Origin of the sequence: Prosthecobacter sp. (assembly GCF_034366625.1) — a bacterium.
Taxonomy (GTDB): domain Bacteria; phylum Verrucomicrobiota; class Verrucomicrobiia; order Verrucomicrobiales; family Verrucomicrobiaceae; genus Prosthecobacter.
Genome location: NZ_JAXMIH010000015.1, coordinates 113,373 through 131,277, shown reverse-complemented (window position 1 = coordinate 131,277; position 17,905 = coordinate 113,373). Strand labels below are relative to the sequence as shown.

Below are 17,905 nucleotides of genomic sequence, written 5' to 3'. Positions count from 1 at the left end.
AAGGCCAGCCTTTGTCAGTCAACCCACCTCATGGCAACAGAATCCACCAACCCATCCGCATTGACCGCCCGCTCACCTGCTGCGCCAGGCACTTCATGGCGGCCCGGAACACTGCGTCAGGTGGCGCTCTGGGGGCTGCCCGCTGTGCTGGTGCTGCTGTTTCTGGTCTGGCCGTATCAGCAGTGGGATCTCGGCAAACGGCAGAGCATTCTGACCGGCTGGGCCAGATGGGTGAGCAAAAACGCGGACTGGCAGTTCTGCCTGCTGGTGCCCGCCTTGGTCGGCTGGCTGATCTGGATGCGGCGTGATGAACTGCGCAAACTGCCATGGCAGGGCACCTGGCTGGGCCTGCTGCCGCTCGGCCTGGGATTGTTTTTCTTCTGGCTCGGTTACAAGGCGGACACGGGCTACCCAGGGTTCCTGGCGGTGCAGTTCATCCTGGCCGGCATGATCCTGCTGGTGGCGGGGCGCGTCTGGATGCGCACGCTTTTCTTTGCGTGGCTGTTTCTCTTTTTCACCTGGCCGTTGCAGCCGTTGGAAGACTCCCTGGCATCACCCCTGCGCCCCAGAACCGCCGCCATGGCTGCCTCCTTGCTCAACATGGCCGGCGTTCCGGCGGTGAGCGAGGGTTCCGCGTTGCAGTCCGCGCCAGACACCGCACGCAGCATTGAAATCGGCAGCGCCTTCAGCCTCGACGTGGATGCGAAATGCAGCGGCATCAACTCGCTCTTTGCCCTGATGATGATCTCGGCGCTGCTGGGTTATCTGGCGCTCAAGCAGCCGCGCTCACGGCTCATTTTGTTCGCGTGCGCGATCCCGCTGGCCGTAGCGGGCAATGTCGTGCGCCTGCTGCTGCTGGTGGTGGGCACGCTGATGTTTGGCTCCGAATTCGCGGTGGGCAGACACATGGGTGATCATCAGGAAATGTCGCTGTATCATATGTTTGCAGGCTTTGCGGTGTTTGGCGTCGCCCTGGCGGGCATGTTTGCGTTGTGCTGGCTGTTTGAAGGACGCGAGATGAAGACCAACCTGAAACGTCATGGCAGGCTTCCTGCCTCCAGTGCCGCCTTCTCCATCCCGCTGCCACGCCGCACGCTGTCACAACTGGCCGCCGCCCTCCTGCTGCCACTGGCGGTGCTGGGCATCTGCGCCGGCACGGACATCAGTTTCCAGGTGTCCGAACCCGGCGTGCGGCTCGCACTGCCGCTGACCGTGGCAGATTACCAAGGACGTGAGTTCGACATGACGGCGCGGGAGAAAGACCTGCTCGATGAAGGCGTCAAACTGGCGCGCAGCGTCTATGCGTCAGCCTCCGGCAGGCAGATCATGGCCACGGTGATTCTCAGCGGCTATGTGAAACGCAGCCTGCACCGCCCGGAGGTCTGCCTGCCGAACCAGGGCTGGACCGTGACGGACCGCTCGCCGATTACGCTGCGTCTGGCAGACGGGCGTGAGATCACTGTCATGATGATGCGCATCTTCCGCGATGCGGAACCGCAGCCAGGCGTACGGATCAGAGCGAGGGCGTTGAATTTTTACTGGTACATCGGCTCCAACGGCACCACCTGCCCGGATCACTACGAGCATGTCTTCCTCTCCTACTTCGACTCCACGTTCCGCAACATCCAGCACCGCTGGGCGATGGCCTCCATCTACGTCCCGCTGCCGGAGCAGCGTGTGGGGCAGGAAGATCCCTTCACTGAACTCGGCGCGGTGGAGGATGCGCGCGATTTCATCGCCAAACTGGCGCCGCAGTTCATGCTCAAGGAGTCCGGCCGGCTTATCGGCTCAAATCTTCCTGCATCAGCACCTTGAACCCGGCGCTGGAGAGCACCTCGGCACCGATATCCGGGGAATCGAGGTGCAACACGAACACCGGATGCTGCGCAGGACGCACGAACAGCGAGTAGCTGAAGTCGATGTTGATCTCGGCGGAGAGCAGGGCGGAAAGCGCGTGTGCGAGCGAGTGGTCGGTCTCACGCAGCTCGACGGCGGTGACGGGGCACACGACATGCGGGATGCCTTTTTCAATGAACAGCATCTCAGTCGTTTCAGGATCACTGGGAACGAGGCGCACCAACGCCAGCTCGGTGGTGTCCTGCAACGAGAGGCCCAGCACCTCGATGTGATGCTCGGTGAGCAGCTTGACCAGCGCCATCAGCGCGCCCACGCGGTTATGCAAAAACACAGACAACTGCCGCACCGGCGAACCTTTGGGCGTGCTGGTTTCGGAATGAGTTTTGGGCTTGGAGGTGATCATGATCTGCTAGCCTGCGGGTCCGGTGGCGGAACGGCGGTCATCAAAGAGCGTCACACGCAGCGGGATGCTGGCCAGGGTGTCGTTCTGGTGCTGCACCAGCCAGCGGTACAGGCCCTGACGCTCGAACTTCACCCGCTGTAGCGTGTACACGATGTTGCGCGAGACGAACGGGATGAAAGACGAGGGAAACGTCACCTCCAGCATCGCCGGCATCGGCGGCAGGCACTCCTTGCCATCGGGATCTACGCAGCGGATCACAAACTCATGCCGTCCCGCGTCGTCTGCTTGAAAGACCGCCCGCACGGCGATGGAGCACTGGGGATGCACCACCGGAAAAGTCTGCGCGCACAGCGTGTCAAACGCGCCCTGGATGCACAGCTTGCCCTGGTAGTCAGCGGCAAAATCACAGACGGTGGCGAGCTGGATGTTCATGGGGATCGGATCGACTAGCGGCCAAACAGCCTGCGGAAGAAACCACCAATGCCTTTCTTTTCAGGCGGTGGAGGCGGGGCCGGACGCGCAACCTGGATATCCGTCGGTTTTTCGAGCACCTCCTCCTCGATGATCGTCGCCTTTGGCACATCCTTCATGGCCAGCAGCATCGGGTCATCCGCCGGGGCTTTCTCGAAGATGTTCGTGAACACCTCACGCACGATGGGCGCGGCCTTTCTGCCACCGCTGACATCCTCACCCGGCTCGCCCTCATAAACGACGGCGAAGGCGAACATCGGCTTCCCCGCAGGCAGAAAGCCGGTGAACCAGGCGAGGTTCTGATCTTTAGCGATCTTCCACTGGGCGGTACCGGTCTTGCCAGCGATCTCAGCCTGCTTGATGGCGGCGGAATGGCCCGTGCCGCCGCTGCCATTCACTACAGCCACCATGCCGTTGATCACCGCCTGGCGATGATCGGGATTGAGGTCAATGCGTTTGCGATCTTTCGGCTCGTAAGCCATCACCACCCGGTCCGCCAGATCCTGAATCTGCAAGACCAGACGCGGCTGCGGGATGCGCGCGCCATCACCGAGGCCGGCCATGCACTGGCAGACCTGCAAGGGAGTGGCCAGCACCATGCCCTGACCGATGGCCATGTTCGCAATGTCCCCCGGCAGCATCTTGTGACCTCGCTGCTGCATCGTCCAGGCGTTCGACTGGACAAAGCCTTCTCCCTCCGCCTTGAGAGGAATGCCCGTGCGCTCGCCAAAACCGAGCCGCAGCGCCATGCTCGAAAGATAATCTGCCCCGGATTCGAGGGCGGCACGGTAGAACCATGTGTTGCACGAGCGCTTGATGGCGGTGACTACCGTCATGGAGCCCTCGCCTTCCTTGTTCCAGTTCTTGAACACGCGGTTGCCGATCTCCATCGCGTTGTCGCAGTCAAAATAGGTCTTCGTATTCACCTTGCCGCTGTCGAGAGCGCCGAGCGCCGTGACGATCTTGAAGGTCGAGGCAGGCGGGTATTCGCCGCGAAACGCACGCGGATAGAGCGGCAGACGCGGGTCTTTGGTCAGTTCCTCATAACGTTTGGCGCGGATGCCGGGAACGAACTCATTGAGGTCAAAGCCAGGATTCGAGGCCATGGCCAGGATGTCGCCATTCGTCACGTCCATGATCACCATCGCACCGCTGGTGGTGTGCTTCCTGAGGGCGTTCTCGGCGTACTTTTGGAAGTTGTAGTCGATTGAGAGCACCACATTGCGGCCCGGGCTGGGCGGACGACGCACGTCTTCGGAAAGACGCTTGCCGTCAGGGCTGAACAGCACATTCACGATGCCCGGCTGGCCTTTGAGATCGCTGTCGAACGCGGTTTCGATGCCCTCACGGCCTTCCATCTCCTCAAACACCGGATCGCCGTCCACAATCGGCCCCGTGGGCAACGGACGTGTCTTGCCGGTGTAACCGATGATGTGGCAGGCGGTGGTTCCCTGCGGGTAATGACGCAGGTAGGCCGGCTGGATGACCAGACTTCCCCCCATCAGCGACTTGAGTTTCTCCTCCATGTCCGGCGTGATCTCCACGTTCAGCCCCTCCTCCACCGAAAACACCAGCGGCAGCCAGCGGCGGTGCTTATAGTGCAGCAGCACCCGTTCATCGCTCAGCGACCACGTCTTCCCCAGCACCTGGTTCACCTTGTCGATGGTCGATCTCGCAAACGCGGTGACCTGCGCGTCGCTGGAACCCTCCATGTAAGGCATCACCAGCGCGAGGTAGTTCGCCGCACGGTTTTGCGCGAACGGGATGCCGTGACGGTCCACGATCTGCCCGCGCGGAGCCGGTACGCTCAGGGTCAACGCCCGTGCCTCGCGCTGCGTCTGCCAGGAGGCCTTCAAGTCTTCCTTCGGAGGAGGCGGTGGTTTGGCAGCGGCCTCCTTCTCAGGCTCCACCACCGGTTGGGCCTTGAGCACCACCTGGGCGGATGCCGGGTCAGAAAGCACGGTCAGCGCGCAAAGGCCCGCCGCCAGAAACCGGCAAAGCGTGCGCGACATCGTCAGATCACACAAAGGGAGCATGGGGTTAAAAAACAACCGCCGGGAATCAAACGACCACCCGGCAGACGCCCCGAACATGCGGCCCCGCACGCATGGCGTCAAGCCGGAGGTCTTTGCGTCCGAATTTCGCGATGTGGGAAAAAGGCATTGCGCTGCCAGCCCGCATTTGCTGGAATCGCGCCTCCTATTAAATCCAACCACACTCCATGAGCCAGTCCTCCTCCGGCAAAGCCGACATGAAACTCTTCTGGGCCTGCTTCATCGCCCTCGTCGCCACCTCCTTTGTCTTCGGCGTCCGCGCCAACACCATCGGCATGCTGCAGGACAGCTTCAATCTCTCCGAGGCGGAGAAGGGCAACATCAACGGCGCGGGCATGTGGCCCTTCGCCCTGAGCATCATTTTCTTCAGCCTCGTCATCGACCGCATCGGCTACAAGACGGTCGCATTCATCGCCGCCACCTGCCACATCGTCTCTCTCGTGCTCACGCTCAAGGCCAGCGGCTACGAGAGCTTCTACTGGAGCACCCTGCTCGTCGCCGTGGCCAATGGCACCGTCGAATCCTTCATCAATCCCGTCATCGCCACTGTCTTCAGCAAAGAGAAGGCCAAGTGGCTGAACATCCTCCACGCCGGCTGGCCCGCCGGCCTCGCCCTCGGCGCGCTCTTCTGCGCCCTGCTGCCCGACACCAAGCTCTTCTTCGAGGCCGTCTGGCAGTTCCGCTTCGCGCTCTGCTTCATCCCCGTGGTGCTCTACGCCCTGCTCATCCTGCCGCGCACCTTCCCCGTCAACGAACGCGTCGCCGCCGGTGTCAGCTACCGCGACATGCTCAAGGAAGTCGGCGCGGTCGGCTTCTTCATCATCGGCTCTCTCGCCTACTTCGCCGTCATGCAGATGATCGGTCATGAGGCCTCGCTCAAGGCCTCGCTCCTCGCCGGACTCGTCGTCGGCGTTGCCGCCGGAGCCTACACCTATTCGCTCGGCAACTGGCTCTTCATCATCGTTCTCATCACCATCGGTCCCCTCGCCACCACCGAACTCGGCACCGACGGCTGGATGCCCGAGTTGCTCAAGCTCAGCGGCCCCGACTTCCCGAACTTCGCCACCTGGATCTTTGTGTATGTCTCCGTCATCATGACCGTCCTGCGCTTCTACGCCGGGCCCATTGTTCACAAGTTCTCGCCCATCGGCCTGCTCGTGGTGAGCGCCTTCATCGCCGTCCTCGGCCTCAACTTCCTCTCCAATGCCACGGGCTGGACCATCCTCGTCGCCTCCACCGTCTATGCCTTCGGCAAAACCTTCCTCTGGAGCACCACCCTCGGCCTCACCTCCGAGCAGTTCCCCAAGGGCGGTGCCCTCACACTGAATGGCGTGTCCGCCGTTGGCGTGCTGTTCCTCGGCGTGCTCGGCAGCCCCTACATCGGCTACAAGCAGGATCTCGACATGGACAAACGCCTGTCCACCCCCCAGCACAGCGCTCTTCATGAGCAGATCAAAGGCGAGCCCAAGCCCGGCATCTTCGGCAGCGCCCCCACCCTCGACCAGGAAAAGATCAAGGCCCTCCCCGCCGCCCAGCTTCAGCAGCTCGAAACCGTCCAGGCCGCCAGCAAGCGCAACGTCTTCACCACCATCGCCTTGCTGCCCACTTTTATGGCATTCTGCTACGTCGGCCTGTTCCTCTACTTCAAGAGCAGGGGCGGCTACAAGCCTGTTGCCCTCGGCCACGGCGAGGAAGGCGAGCCCGGCTTCTGACCGGTCGCAGCTTCGCCGTCAAGAGTCATGCACACGAATGTTTGAGGACACGACTTTGAGCCCTTCCTCGATCTCTTGACCACTCCATAGCGCCCCCCTATCTCACGAATAAGAACACTTTTTTCTTGTCGCTTGGGAGTGTGGCACCTAAAACACGCCCTTTCCCGACAACGACACCAACCAACATCCAACACACTCCTCTCCCTCTATGAGCGAAAACAATCGAATGAGACTTCTCTGGGCCGGCTTCATGGCCATCCTTGCCGCTGGCGTCGGCTTTGCCGTCCGTGGCGGCATCTTTGACAACTGGGCCAAGGAATTCGGCTTCACCGGAGCGCAACTCGGTGCCATCGGCGGCATGGGCTTCAACGGCTTCTGCTTCGGCATCATCCTCGGCGGCGTGGTGGTGGACAAGATCGGCTACGGCAAGCTCATCGTGCTGGCATTCCTGCTGCACGTCGCCTCGGCTCTCATCACCTTCACCGCCAGCGGTGGCAATGCCTTCATGGTGCTCTCGCTCGGCATGTTCATCTTCGCCTTCGCCAACGGGGCGCTGGAAGCCGTGGCCAATCCGCTCGTCGCCACGCTGTTCCCGGAAAACCGCACGCATTACCTCAACATCCTGCACGCCTCCTGGCCTGCCGGGATGGTGATCGGCGTGATCATCGGCTGGTTCCTCGACGACAAGATGAACATCAACTGGCGCATCCAGCTCGCGCTCTACCTCATCCCCACCGTGATCTACGGCCTCATGTTCATGGGTCAGAAGTTCCCGCAGTCTGCGGCTGCCGCCAAGGGCGTCAGCTTTGGCAACATGCTCAAGGATGTGGGCATCCTGGGTGGCGCAGTCGCCTGCTTCCTGCTCTCCTTCTTCGCGGAAGGCTTTTTCAAGGATGTGATCGGTCTCGCTCCCGATCTGTCCAAGAACCTCGGCTATGGTGTCGGTGGCGCGTTGCTCATCGGCGTGGGTGTGATCACCAAGTTCTCCCTCGGCTCGATTGTCCTGTTCATTCTTTTCATTGCCCACGCCCTCGTCGGTGCGGTGGAACTCGGCACGGACGGCTGGATTCAGAACATCACGGGTAACCTGTTCACCCCTGAGCAGGGCAAGGCGCTCTTCCTCTGGACCTCCGCCATCATGTTCGGCCTGCGCTTCTGCGCTCACTGGATCGAGAAGACCCTCAAGCTGTCCCCCGTGGGCCTGCTCTTCGTCTGCTCAGCGCTCGCCGCTGGTGGCCTGACGTTGGCCGCGACGATGAACTCCTTCACCACCGCGCTCATCGCCCTTGGCATCTATGCCTTTGGCAAGACCTTCTTCTGGCCCACCATGCTCGCTGTGGCCTCCGACCGCTTCCCGCGCACAGGCGCTGTCGCCATCTCCATCATGGGTGGCATCGGCATGCTCTCCGCCGGCATCATCGGCGGCCCGGGTCTGGGCTACATGAAGGACCGCTTCGCGGGTGAGGATCTCAAAGCCAAGAACCCGGCCTTGTTTGAAACCTACAAGGCCGCCGCTCCGAGCAAGTTCCTGAACATCGACGCCACCGCCGCCACCGGCTTGGATGGCAAGAAGCTCTCCGAGGCCAAGGAGGCCAAGGAAAAGACCCCGGATCAGCAGGTCGTCGTGGCCGCCGACCAGCAGGGCGACCGCAAGACCCTGAAGTTTGATGCCTACATCCCGGCCACCATGGCCGCGATCTACCTCCTCCTGCTGCTCTACTTCAAGGCCATCGGTGGCTACAAGCCGATCACCATCGACGATGAGATAGCTGCTGAGAAAGCATAACCAGCCCTCCATCTCCCCATGCGGCGTCCCCTCACCGGGACGCCGTTTTTATTTTCACACTTGCCGCCGCCGCGAATCAGGCAAACCTCAACGGCGAACAGCAAACCGAGAACAGCGAACCGATCCCATGCCCACCTACGTTTACGAAACCATCCCCCAGTTTGAAGGCGAGCCCACCAAGCGCTTCGAGCTCCGCCAGAGCATGAAGGACGCCGCGCTCACGCAGCATCCTGACAGCGGCCAACCGATCCGACGCGTCCCCATCGGCGGCACCGGCCTCATGGGAGCCAGCAGCAGTTCCCAATCATCCGGCAGCGGTTCCTGCGGCAGCGGCTGCGGGTGCCATTGAAGCTGGAGTGCGCACGAAAAAGAGACTGAGCAGCCTGACTAATCCTGGGTGAGTTTGTATGGGCCAAGAGCGGCTTTACGAAGACTCCGGCGCACTCACGACCTCTGTCTGTTCAGTTCCGGCTCCAGTTTCGTGTGTTTCGTGGGCTACCTCTACGGTCTTGCCCTTCCGCAGCAGCCTTGCTGCGTAGAAACCATCAAACGCACCCGTCTCCGGTGTGCGGTGCAATTCTTCTTCCAGCGTCCATTCGTCGCCGTGCTTGGCCAGGAACGCCTGTACTTGGCGTTCGTTCTCGCTCGGCAGGATGCTGCACGTGGCATAAACGAGCTTGCCGCCGGGAGCGACCATGCGGCAGTAGCTTTCGAGAATCTCCGCCTGCAAGGCGATGAGCCGGTCGATCTCCGCATCGCTGAGTTTCCACTTCGCATCCGGGTTGCGGCGCAGTACGCCCAAACCTGAGCACGGCACATCCAGCAGCACGCGTTCCGCCTTCTGCGCGAGACGTTTTACGGTCTTCGAACCTTCGATTTCACGTGCCTCGATGATGTCCGCGCCCGCGCGTGAGGCACGCTTGCGCAGCTCGGCCAGTTTCCACGCGTGAACGTCCAGCGCGAGGATGCGGCCCTTGTTGCGCATCAGCGCCGCGAGGTGCAACGCCTTCCCACCGCCGCCAGCGCAGGCATCAATGACCCGCATGCCCGGTTCCGGCTGCAAAAACGGCGCGATGAGCTGCGATGCCGCATCCTGCACCTCAAACAAACCCGCTTTGTAGGAGTCGGTGCCAAACAGGTTCGCCCGCTGCTTCAAGCGCAGCGCGCTCGGCACATTATCCACCGCCTCCGTCTCGAATCCCTCCTGCCCCAGCCGCTCACGCAGCGCACGGCGGTCATTTTTGAGTGTGTTCACGCGCATGAACACATCCGCCGGCAGATTCAGCGATTCACGCAACGACGGCCATGCAGCGCCGAGTTCGCGGCTGCCGCGTTCCTCCAGCCAGTCGGGAATCGCGGCACGAATCGCCGGTGATGCGCCCTGCTTCGCCCGTTGCAGCACATCGCCCGGTTTCACCTCCGGTGCCGTTTCATCCTTCGGCAGATCGCGCCCGTTCGTGATCCAATAAGCCGCCCACACGCGCCACAGCCGCTCCGGGGTGATTTCTTCCGGCTGGGTGTGCTCCGTGTCGGGCAAACCGGCCAGATACCAGTACCAGCGCCACCAGCGCACGCACTCATAGATCGACTCCGCAAAGATGCGGCGGTCGCGGCTGCCCCATTTGCGATGCCGTTTGAATGTAAACTCGATCACCTTGTCCGCATATCTCCGCCCCACAAACACCTCCCCGAGGGAAAGGACGATTTCATCAAGCAGATGGGGGGGGAGCTTCATCCGCTGCCGATAGTCCGCCCGTGTTCGCAGTGCAAGCCGCCTTTGCCCAAGGCTCTGGGGGTACATTCGCAGCCCTTGAGCCGTAGCCGTCAAACGTGTCTTTCACCTTGGCAGCCCAAAAACACAGGTCCAGCATCTGTTGCGACCACTTGCGCGAGGACAATCCAAGAGCACGCTTCGGCAGGCCGTGAGTAGCCTGATGGTTCCGCCATGCGCAATGATAAGAGCTAACCCTCGTATTCCTATGACAAAGTTTGTCGATCTCTCGCTCTTTGCTTCCCCCGACAGTCGCCGGAGATTTTCTTTGGTGACAACGAAACAGCGGCCCGCCTGTGGCAGGTTGGCGAAGCCACTCATCGCTTGCCGGCTTTGGCTGCTCTCCGCACTCGCCCTCATGGGTTCGGTCGCCATGGCTGACAGTTGCCCCTACTGTGGCCAATATTACGGTGCGCCGATGCCCGGAGATGAGTCACGGGTCTATGCGCTTCGTCAAGCACATGAGGCTAGTTGCCCGAGCAGACCCCAAGGAGGAGGTGGCGGCAGGACCTATGGCGGCAGTGGCAACATTTTTGATGAGTTTTTCCGAAAGCTCAGACAGCCTCCAGTCCAACCGCGCGCAGTCCCACCCCCCATGCCACAACGGCCCAGTCCATCCGGAGGCAATGATTTCCGCGAGGCTGCGAGCAGATTTGAACAGATGGGCAGATCGGCTCCCCCACAGAGCAGCGTGAAGCGAGAAACCACTGCTGCGCCTTCAAAAGGGGGCCTTTTCAACCGCTTGTTCAGTCACAAGTCCAATCCGGACGATCCCGGCCTGCAAGCTCGGGATCGCATTCCGGCAGGTTCGGATACCAGTGCCCGCCGTCAGGGAGCATCTGCCATGGTGCATGGAGAACAGGCGGTCAGAGCGGCAAGCGATGAAGATATGAAGGCCAAGGCCGGTCTCGGGTTTGACACCTCCGGCCTCACGCCAGCGGGTGCAGACTCCGGCACGTTTCTGCGTACGGCCATGACAGGACCGTCCCGCAACATTCTTTACCGCAAGGAGTTGCCGAAGGGAGTGAAGCTTCCGCCAGACGTGGAGCAGCGGCGACGTGCGTTGGTGGATGAGCGGGTGAAGCAGATGGAGAACTACCGCAATACCTACCTAAATTACGACAAAGCCAAGAATGATCCGATCCAACGTGACAAATTGGAGAAGGACCTCACCCGCATCAACCGCTCCGTGCATGAGACGGAGACTAAGATCGAGAAGGAATTGAGCAACGCGGCGCAGAAAGACCCCCAATTGAAAGACTCCCTCATCAAGGTGCTGCTGGTGGAAGAGTGACCCCGTTGCCTGAATGACCCCAACGACGGATGACCTTCAGCCCTCGAACATCATCAATCACCTTCATTACCATGAAACAGTTCCCATGCCTGATCCTGGTCCTGCTGATGAGCTTGAGTACAACCGCACAGCTTGCAGCCGAGGAGCAGCAAGTGTCCATCAAGCTTGCAAAAATCGTCCCGGTGCCACAGAGCCTGCCAGCAACGTTGCTCAACGATCTGAACAAACGACATGAGCGTTTGGACACATGGCGTTCGGGCATCAAGGAGAAGGTGGAGAAATTCAACGCTCTTGGGTCATTCAAGCCGGGCTCGACAGAGGATGCCCTGCGTCGCCGGGATCTTGAAAAACTGGCGGAAGAAGCCAAGTCCTGCAGCATTGCAGTCAAGAAGTTCAATGCTGAAGTGGAAGCGCTTACGGCTTCGCCCTCCACCCGGGATCAAGCGGCTGCATCATGGTCCCGCCAATGGAATGCCGCCGAGAACAAAAAAGTACTGACTGCACTCGAAGCATTCAAGGATGCCAAACTGAGAGAATGGATCGAGAACAAAGCGCCCAAAGACCGAGTTCCAGGAACTCCGAGCAGCCTCCCTCCCGCTGCGAGCGACATGATCTCAGCAAACGGCACAATGCTCACCTTCAAAGATGGGTTCTTCGATCAGCGTGCAAGCGATACGAAACGCGAGAACCTGCTCGCTTTTGAAGCGGGCAAGGTTCTCTGGTCGGCCAACATGACGGGCAAAGTGGATCAGAGCCAGTCGTTGGAAGATTGGTTCAAAGGCTTTCTTCGTACGAACCCTGGTCTGGTTGAGGAACTGAAGGCAGCAAGGCACCAAGGCGAGGGGCTTTCTGACCTCGGCGATTTGGCAGACGCACAGTCTCAATTTGCACACGTCTTTCGCGCCAGGGCGCTCGGCCTCGGCAGCAAGGAGCGACAATCTGAATTGAACTTGTTTAAAAATAAAATATCCCCGCTTTTAGAAAAATGAATCCCCGCCGGTTTGAACGCAGGGCATCCCAGTCCAAGCGACGGCATGCACAACAGGTGCTTAGATAACGGTTCCAAATTCACGTAACAGACCATACACCATGAAAACTACCCCCCATCGGCCTCAGCCAGCCGTTCTCCGTTTTGTCTGGCTCGGCCTGCTTCTGCTCAGCGTCAGTCTTCTGGATGGTTGCGCGCCGTCCACATGGGACCGGCTTGACCCAGAATATACCGCGCTGCTTCCCACCGCGCGGACGGACTCGCGGGAGAATGCCCTCGTTGGAATCTGGCATACTCAGACCCAACCACGCTTTTTCCACCCCTCCTCGCGATACACACTGCAATTCTCGTCCGACAATACTGCGCGCTGGCGGGGAGATGGCATGGAAGGGGCATACGGCCAATGGAACTACCGTGGCCATGGGGTATGGACCGTTACCTGGACGAGAAACGCCTTTGTCAACGCCGCAGCGGGCCAATACTGGCTGCCGATCACGGTGCGCCACACAGGGCGATATCTGCTGGTGGACGCTCCTTTCAATGGGGGAGCCTTCAGCAGAGGTGGTGTGATCCAAAATCACTTGGTTTACGTATCCTCGAATGACGAAACGGCGATGCGGCATGCGTTGAACAAGCGTTTCTAATCCGCACCTCCTCGCCTGCTGAAACAGCCTCGCCTGCCCTCCGGGGTACGTCGGGAAGATCGCCTTCTGGCTCGCCAGCAACGCTGACAGCGGTGGCTTGGGCATGGGTGACGATGACAGGCGGCACGGCACCAAGAAATCACTAGCCCCACCGTCCAAGCAGTCTAATCTCCGCGACCCCAAAAACACATGCCCACCGAGTTCGACATTCAATACGCCCTGGAGAACACCCAGGTTTTGCACGAACCGGACCGCCGCATCGACACCTTCGGCAGCACGCAGTTTGAGTTTCAGATTGTCACCGAACTGATGGACACCGTCGGAGCCGTGCGCGTGCGTGAGGGCCGTATCGAGGCCGAGAAGCCGCTCATCCTGCGCCCCGAAATACCCGGCCACTTCGATTTCGAGGGCTTCGGCCCTGAGGTGGCCGCGTTTGGCGACTTCCTCCGGGACAACCTGCACAAGCTGGCGATCCTCAAGTACGGCTTCAAGTTCCGCAAAGGCGAGATCACCGAGCAGATCGTGCATGAGTCGATGGAACACGTCTGCGGCAAGCTGCTGGGCGACATCCGCACCTCCGGCAACCCGATGCGCGCCGTGATCCAGGGCGTGGACGACACCTGGGAAATCTGCCTGCTCAAGTTCACCGTCGAGATGATCGAGAAGTCCCAGAACATCAACCTCTTCGATTTCAAACGCCGCGGCCTCCTTGGCTGAGCGCCCGTTTGTTGATTCCCGCGATGGCACGCACCCAGATCAAACTGCTGATTTTCCTCATCACCACAGGCCTGGTGGCCGGCACGCTGGCGATGGGATACTGGGTTTACATGAACATCCTGCTCAAAGAGAGCCAGGTGGAGAACGACATCGCCGCTATGAAGGGACTGGACCGCCCGCGCATCGACCCCGGCGCACGTCGTTTCGAGGCCGCCGTCGAACTCATCCGCAGCGGCAAGATCGAGGAAGGCCGCGAGGCGCTCTACAAGCTGCGCCAGCAGTTCCCCGACTCCGCCACCTGCGCCGACGCCATGCGCATCATTGGCGAGATCAACATGGACCAGCTCTATTCCCCGAACAACACGGCGGGCAAGAAGGACTACATCGTGCAGCCGGGTGATTCGCTGAACCTCATCGCCACCAAGCAGGGCACCACCGTGGATTCCATCATCCGCTCCAGCGGATTGATGAGCTTCAATCTCCAACCGGGCGATCATCTCACGATCATCCCGATGGACTTCCATCTCGGCGTCAGCGTGTCTAAAAAACAGGTCATGTTGCTGCGCAAAGTCGGCGACAAAGAATATCTCTTCAAAGTCTATGACGCGAAGGACATCCGCCTGCCGCCCGGCACGCGCCTGCCCGTGGAAATGGAAATCGCCGGAAAAAATGCCATCTTCGACGGCAAGCCCGTCATCTCCACCGACCCCAACTACATGGAGGCGGACAAATGGATTCCCGGCAGCAAAGCCGGCGTCAGCCTCCGCACACCGCCCGTCGCACGTGCCCTGCCCGTGGAGGAGCCGAAGGCTCCCTCCAGGAAAAAAGAACTCACCCCTGCTGCCACTCCGGCCCCGGTGCCCACCGAAGCCGCTGAAACCGGCATTTTTCTCGCCCGCGAAGACATCGAAGAACTCTTTGCACTGGTGCGCAAAGGGTCAAAGTTGAGCCTCGTGAGATAACCACCTCACCCCCTTTCCCCTGACCGCCATGAAACAAGTTTTGGAATTCGAAAAACCCGTCGCCAAACTCCGCGAGGAAATCGAGGAGGCCAAAAAGAAGCTCGCTGCCAAGCCCAGCGACAAGCTTGCTAATCAGATCGCCGATCTCGAGACCAAGGCCGACACCTTGCAACGAGACATCCACGCCAACCTCTCCCCCTGGCAGCGAGTGCAAATATCCCGCCACATCGCCCGGCCCTTCATGCTCGATTACATCAAGCACTGCTGCGAGGAGTTCGTGGAATTGCACGGCGACCGCCACATCGGCGATGACAACGCCATGCCCGCCGGATTCGCTACCATCGGCGGCCAGCGTGTCGCCATCCTCGGCCATCAGAAGGGCCGTGACACGAAGGAAAACCTCCTCCGCAACTTCGGCAGCGCCCATCCCGAAGGTTATCGCAAGGCGCTTCGTCTCATGCGCATGGCCGAAAAGTTCAGCCTGCCCATCGTCACCCTCATCGACACGCCCGGAGCTTTCCCCGGCATCGGCGCTGAAGAACGCAACATCGCCGAAGCCATCGCCTTCAACCTGCGCGAGATGATGACCCTGCGCACGCCCGTCATCGCCATCGTCATCGGCGAAGGCGGCAGCGGCGGCGCTCTCGGCATCGGCATCGCCGACCGCGTCCTCATGATGGAAAACGCCTACTACTCCGTCATCAGCCCCGAAGGCTGCGCCGCGATTCTCTGGAAACACCGTGAGCATGCTCCCGAGGCCGCCTCCGCGCTCAAACTCAGCGCCCAGGATCTGTCGAAGCTCGGCGTCATCGACGGCATCATCCCCGAACCTCTCGGCGGTGCTCACAACGACCACGTCACCGCCGCCGCCGCCCTCAAAGGCGCCGTGCTCGCCACGCTGGCCGAACTCGGCAAAATCCCGACCGCGAAACTGCTGGAACAGCGCTATCAAAAATTCCGCGCCCTCGGGCAGTTCACGGAAGGCTGAGCAAACTCGTCATCGACAAGTGTGGTCATTTCCTGACCACGCACTCCTCGTGTGGACACATTCCTGTCCATCCCATGTCTTCGACCAACACCACGCGTGACGACGGACAACCCGGCTGCTTGAGTTCGCTTCGATTTGAACCGACTCATGCGCCAACTCCCGATCACGCTTCTCCTTGCCCTGACCACGGCGTCTTTCGCCGCAGATCCGTCTGCGCCGAAAAAAACGGCACCTTCGAAGACGAAGAAAATCCCTGAAATCGTCATCACCGCCACGCGAACCGCAAGTCCTGCATCCAAAGTGCCTGCGGTGGTCAAGACGCTCGACAAGAAGCAGATGGAAGAACGCCTCGTGCGCACCTTCCCTGAAGCGTTGCGTGAAACCCCGGGCATCACCATTCAAAAGACCTCCAACGGCCAAGGTTCGCCCTTCATCCGCGGGTTCACCGGATTCCGCAACCTGCTGCTCATCGACGGCACTCGATTCAACAACTCTACCTTCCGCGAAGGCCCGAACCAGTATTGGAACACCATCGATCAGTTCGCCCTTGATCACATCGAGGTGCTGCCCTCGCAAGGTGGCACGCTCTATGGCAGCGACGCCATCGGCGGCACCGTGAACGCCTTCACCAAAGGCTCCGGCTTCCTCAGCGAAGCGGAAGGCAGCTTCTTCACCCACGGTCAGGCCGACTACCGCTACGCCAGCGCCGAACGCAGCCACGTCGAGCATCTCGAAGCCAGCATCGGCCAGGGCCAGCAGTGGGGGCTGCACCTCGGCGGCACCTTGAGCCAGTTCAACGACGTGCGCACGCGCCAGGGCATCCAGCGCCACACCGGCTATGACCAGTGGGCCTTCGATGTCCGCCTCGATGTCGCCCTGGATGACCAGTGGCAGTTCACCATTGTGCATCAGCAGGCACGTCAAAACGATGTGTGGCGCACACATGACACCACCTCCGGCGTGTCGTTTGCCGGCACCACCATCGGCACCAACCGCCTGCGCCTGTTTGACCAGGAACGCAGCCTGTCCTACCTGCGCCTCGCCGGCCATGATCTGCACGGCATGATCGACGCCGCCAGCCTCACCCTTTCGCTGCAAACCGCCGGCGAAGACCAATATCGCATCACCGGCCCCGGCGTGGTGAGCTATAACGATGTCGATGTCACCACGCTCGGTGTCGATCTTCAGCTCGAAAGCGCCTCGCCGATCGGCAAGCTCGTCTATGGCATCGACTACTACCACGACTGGATCGAATCCGACGGTGCGAACAATTTTGCCGGGCCCGTGGCCGATGATTCGAGTTATGACCTCCTCGGCATTTTCATCCAGGACGAAATCAACGTCTGCGACCGCGTGCATCTCTTCCTCGGCGGTCGTTTCACCCATGTGCGCGCCGATTTGGGGAAATTCCGCAATCCCGTGACCCTCACCCAGTCCAACTACTCGGATGAATGGGCCAACTTCTCCGCGAGCGCCCGCTTCCTCATCGACCTCGATGAACACGACCGCTTCCAGCTCTTCGGCGGCGTTTCACAAAGCTTCCGCGCACCCAACCTCTCCGATCTCTCCCGCGATGACTTCTCCGCCACCGGCATCATCGAAGTTCCCTCCACCGGCCTCAATCCCGAGACCTATCTGACCTATGAACTCGGTCTCAAAGCCCAGACCGAGGCCGTCACCACCAGCTTCAGCTATTTCTTCACCCAGATCGAAGACATGATCGTGCGCCGTGCCACCGGCGTGCCCGGCCAGGTGTCCAAAACCAACGGCGGCGACGGCTACATGCAGGGCGTCGAGTTCGCCACGCGCTGGCAGATCAACCCACATTGGAGTGTGTTCGGCCAGATCGCGTGGGTCGAAGGCGAGGCGGATCAATTCATCGGCACCACTCAGCAGACACGCCGCGAACCGCTCGGCAAGATCGCCCCGCTCGTTGGTTTCGGCGGCGTGCGCTGGCAGACGAAGGACCGCCGCTTCTGGACGGAACTCGTCTGCCTCAGCTACGGCGAAGCCGCCCGTCTCAGCACCCTCGACCAGGCCGACACCTCGCGCATCCCGCCCAACGGCACGCCCTCCTTCTGGCTGCTCAGCCTGCGCGGCGGCTGCAAGGTCAACGACCACCTCATCCTCACCGCCAGCCTCGAAAACCTCCTCAATCAAACCTACCGCTACCACGGCTCCGGCTCCAACGAACCCGGCTTTGGCGTGAACCTGGGTGCCACGGTGATGTTTTAACCGGGTATTGGCGCTTTACAGAC

General features: G+C 60.8%; 15 protein-coding genes. 11 read left to right on the top strand and 4 right to left on the bottom strand.

What is annotated here, in order from left to right; genetic code table 11:
• The first annotated feature begins 30 nt into the window (after positions 1-30).
• Positions 31-1,815 (top strand): exosortase/archaeosortase family protein, encoded by a 1,785-nt coding sequence (locus U1A53_RS17975; protein WP_322283104.1) that lies wholly within the window; start codon positions 31-33, stop codon positions 1,813-1,815.
• On the opposite strand, the gene U1A53_RS17970 is transcribed toward U1A53_RS17975, so the two are convergent.
• From U1A53_RS17970 to mrdA, 3 genes are read right to left on the bottom strand one after another with little or no spacing between them, the layout of a single operon-like run.
• Positions 1,781-2,260 carry a hypothetical protein gene (locus tag U1A53_RS17970; RefSeq protein ID WP_322283102.1) on the bottom strand — a complete coding sequence of 160 codons (480 nt, stop codon included), beginning with the start codon at positions 2,258-2,260 and terminating at the stop codon, positions 1,781-1,783. The genes U1A53_RS17975 and U1A53_RS17970 overlap by 35 nt on opposite strands.
• A gap of 6 nt (positions 2,261-2,266) precedes the next feature.
• A complete protein-coding gene (locus tag U1A53_RS17965; RefSeq protein ID WP_322283101.1) occupies positions 2,267-2,692 on the bottom strand; it encodes a hypothetical protein in 426 nt (141 codons plus the stop codon).
• A gap of 14 nt (positions 2,693-2,706) precedes the next feature.
• Positions 2,707-4,767 (bottom strand): penicillin-binding protein 2, encoded by a 2,061-nt coding sequence (gene mrdA / locus U1A53_RS17960; RefSeq protein ID WP_322283099.1) that lies wholly within the window; start codon positions 4,765-4,767, stop codon positions 2,707-2,709.
• Positions 4,768-4,952: 185 nt separating this feature from the next.
• Here mrdA and U1A53_RS17955 point away from each other — a divergent pair, with 185 nt between their 5' ends.
• The 3 genes from U1A53_RS17955 (at position 4,953) to U1A53_RS17945 (ending at position 8,632) form a co-directional block, all read left to right on the top strand.
• Positions 4,953-6,497: an MFS transporter gene (locus tag U1A53_RS17955; RefSeq protein WP_322283097.1), complete on the top strand. Its 1,545-nt coding sequence runs from the start codon at positions 4,953-4,955 to the stop codon at positions 6,495-6,497.
• 226 nt (positions 6,498-6,723) lie between these two features.
• Positions 6,724-8,283: an MFS transporter gene (locus U1A53_RS17950; RefSeq protein ID WP_322283096.1), complete on the top strand. Its 1,560-nt coding sequence runs from the start codon at positions 6,724-6,726 to the stop codon at positions 8,281-8,283.
• 127 nt (positions 8,284-8,410) lie between these two features.
• On the top strand, positions 8,411-8,632 hold the full coding sequence (locus tag U1A53_RS17945) for a zinc ribbon domain-containing protein (protein ID WP_322283094.1): 222 nt from the start codon (positions 8,411-8,413) through the stop codon (positions 8,630-8,632).
• Positions 8,633-8,707: 75 nt separating this feature from the next.
• Here U1A53_RS17945 and U1A53_RS17940 read toward each other — a convergent pair whose 3' ends face one another.
• Positions 8,708-10,018, bottom strand: a complete 1,311-nt coding sequence (locus tag U1A53_RS17940) for an RNA methyltransferase (protein ID WP_322283093.1) — start codon at positions 10,016-10,018, stop codon at positions 8,708-8,710.
• A 925-nt stretch (positions 10,019-10,943) separates the two neighbouring features.
• Between U1A53_RS17940 and U1A53_RS17935 the strand changes: the two genes are divergently transcribed.
• The 7 genes from U1A53_RS17935 (at position 10,944) to U1A53_RS17905 (ending at position 17,882) form a co-directional block, all read left to right on the top strand.
• Positions 10,944-11,348 (top strand): hypothetical protein, encoded by a 405-nt coding sequence (locus U1A53_RS17935; RefSeq protein ID WP_322283092.1) that lies wholly within the window; start codon positions 10,944-10,946, stop codon positions 11,346-11,348.
• 71 nt (positions 11,349-11,419) lie between these two features.
• Positions 11,420-12,337 carry a hypothetical protein gene (locus U1A53_RS17930; RefSeq protein WP_322283090.1) on the top strand — a complete coding sequence of 306 codons (918 nt, stop codon included), beginning with the start codon at positions 11,420-11,422 and terminating at the stop codon, positions 12,335-12,337.
• A gap of 100 nt (positions 12,338-12,437) precedes the next feature.
• Positions 12,438-12,980: a hypothetical protein gene (locus tag U1A53_RS17925; protein ID WP_322283089.1), complete on the top strand. Its 543-nt coding sequence runs from the start codon at positions 12,438-12,440 to the stop codon at positions 12,978-12,980.
• A 189-nt stretch (positions 12,981-13,169) separates the two neighbouring features.
• Positions 13,170-13,697: a hypothetical protein gene (locus U1A53_RS17920; RefSeq protein ID WP_322283087.1), complete on the top strand. Its 528-nt coding sequence runs from the start codon at positions 13,170-13,172 to the stop codon at positions 13,695-13,697.
• Between the two features lie 23 nt (positions 13,698-13,720).
• Positions 13,721-14,659: a LysM peptidoglycan-binding domain-containing protein gene (locus U1A53_RS17915; protein ID WP_322283086.1), complete on the top strand. Its 939-nt coding sequence runs from the start codon at positions 13,721-13,723 to the stop codon at positions 14,657-14,659.
• A gap of 28 nt (positions 14,660-14,687) precedes the next feature.
• A complete protein-coding gene (locus U1A53_RS17910; protein WP_322283084.1) occupies positions 14,688-15,647 on the top strand; it encodes an acetyl-CoA carboxylase carboxyltransferase subunit alpha in 960 nt (319 codons plus the stop codon).
• A gap of 147 nt (positions 15,648-15,794) precedes the next feature.
• Positions 15,795-17,882: a TonB-dependent receptor gene (locus U1A53_RS17905; RefSeq protein WP_322283082.1), complete on the top strand. Its 2,088-nt coding sequence runs from the start codon at positions 15,795-15,797 to the stop codon at positions 17,880-17,882.
• The last annotated feature ends 23 nt before the right edge of the window (positions 17,883-17,905 follow it).

Bases quoted from the DNA above. Each gene is read 5' to 3' on its own strand.
- U1A53_RS17920 (WP_322283087.1), top strand. From the start codon at position 13,170: ATGCCCACCGAGTTCGACATTCAATACGCCCTGGAGAACACCCAGGTT.
- U1A53_RS17925 (WP_322283089.1), top strand. From the start codon at position 12,438: ATGAAAACTACCCCCCATCGGCCTCAGCCAGCCGTTCTCCGTTTTGTC.
- U1A53_RS17910 (WP_322283084.1), top strand. From the start codon at position 14,688: ATGAAACAAGTTTTGGAATTCGAAAAACCCGTCGCCAAACTCCGCGAG.
- mrdA (WP_322283099.1), bottom strand. From the start codon at position 4,767: ATGCTCCCTTTGTGTGATCTGACGATGTCGCGCACGCTTTGCCGGTTT.
- U1A53_RS17955 (WP_322283097.1), top strand. From the start codon at position 4,953: ATGAGCCAGTCCTCCTCCGGCAAAGCCGACATGAAACTCTTCTGGGCC.
- U1A53_RS17935 (WP_322283092.1), top strand. From the start codon at position 10,944: ATGAAGGCCAAGGCCGGTCTCGGGTTTGACACCTCCGGCCTCACGCCA.
- U1A53_RS17905 (WP_322283082.1), top strand. From the start codon at position 15,795: ATGCGCCAACTCCCGATCACGCTTCTCCTTGCCCTGACCACGGCGTCT.
- U1A53_RS17915 (WP_322283086.1), top strand. From the start codon at position 13,721: ATGGCACGCACCCAGATCAAACTGCTGATTTTCCTCATCACCACAGGC.
- U1A53_RS17930 (WP_322283090.1), top strand. From the start codon at position 11,420: ATGAAACAGTTCCCATGCCTGATCCTGGTCCTGCTGATGAGCTTGAGT.
- U1A53_RS17975 (WP_322283104.1), top strand. From the start codon at position 31: ATGGCAACAGAATCCACCAACCCATCCGCATTGACCGCCCGCTCACCT.
- U1A53_RS17965 (WP_322283101.1), bottom strand. From the start codon at position 2,692: ATGAACATCCAGCTCGCCACCGTCTGTGATTTTGCCGCTGACTACCAG.
- U1A53_RS17940 (WP_322283093.1), bottom strand. From the start codon at position 10,018: ATGAAGCTCCCCCCCCATCTGCTTGATGAAATCGTCCTTTCCCTCGGG.
- U1A53_RS17970 (WP_322283102.1), bottom strand. From the start codon at position 2,260: ATGATCACCTCCAAGCCCAAAACTCATTCCGAAACCAGCACGCCCAAA.
- U1A53_RS17945 (WP_322283094.1), top strand. From the start codon at position 8,411: ATGCCCACCTACGTTTACGAAACCATCCCCCAGTTTGAAGGCGAGCCC.
- U1A53_RS17950 (WP_322283096.1), top strand. From the start codon at position 6,724: ATGAGACTTCTCTGGGCCGGCTTCATGGCCATCCTTGCCGCTGGCGTC.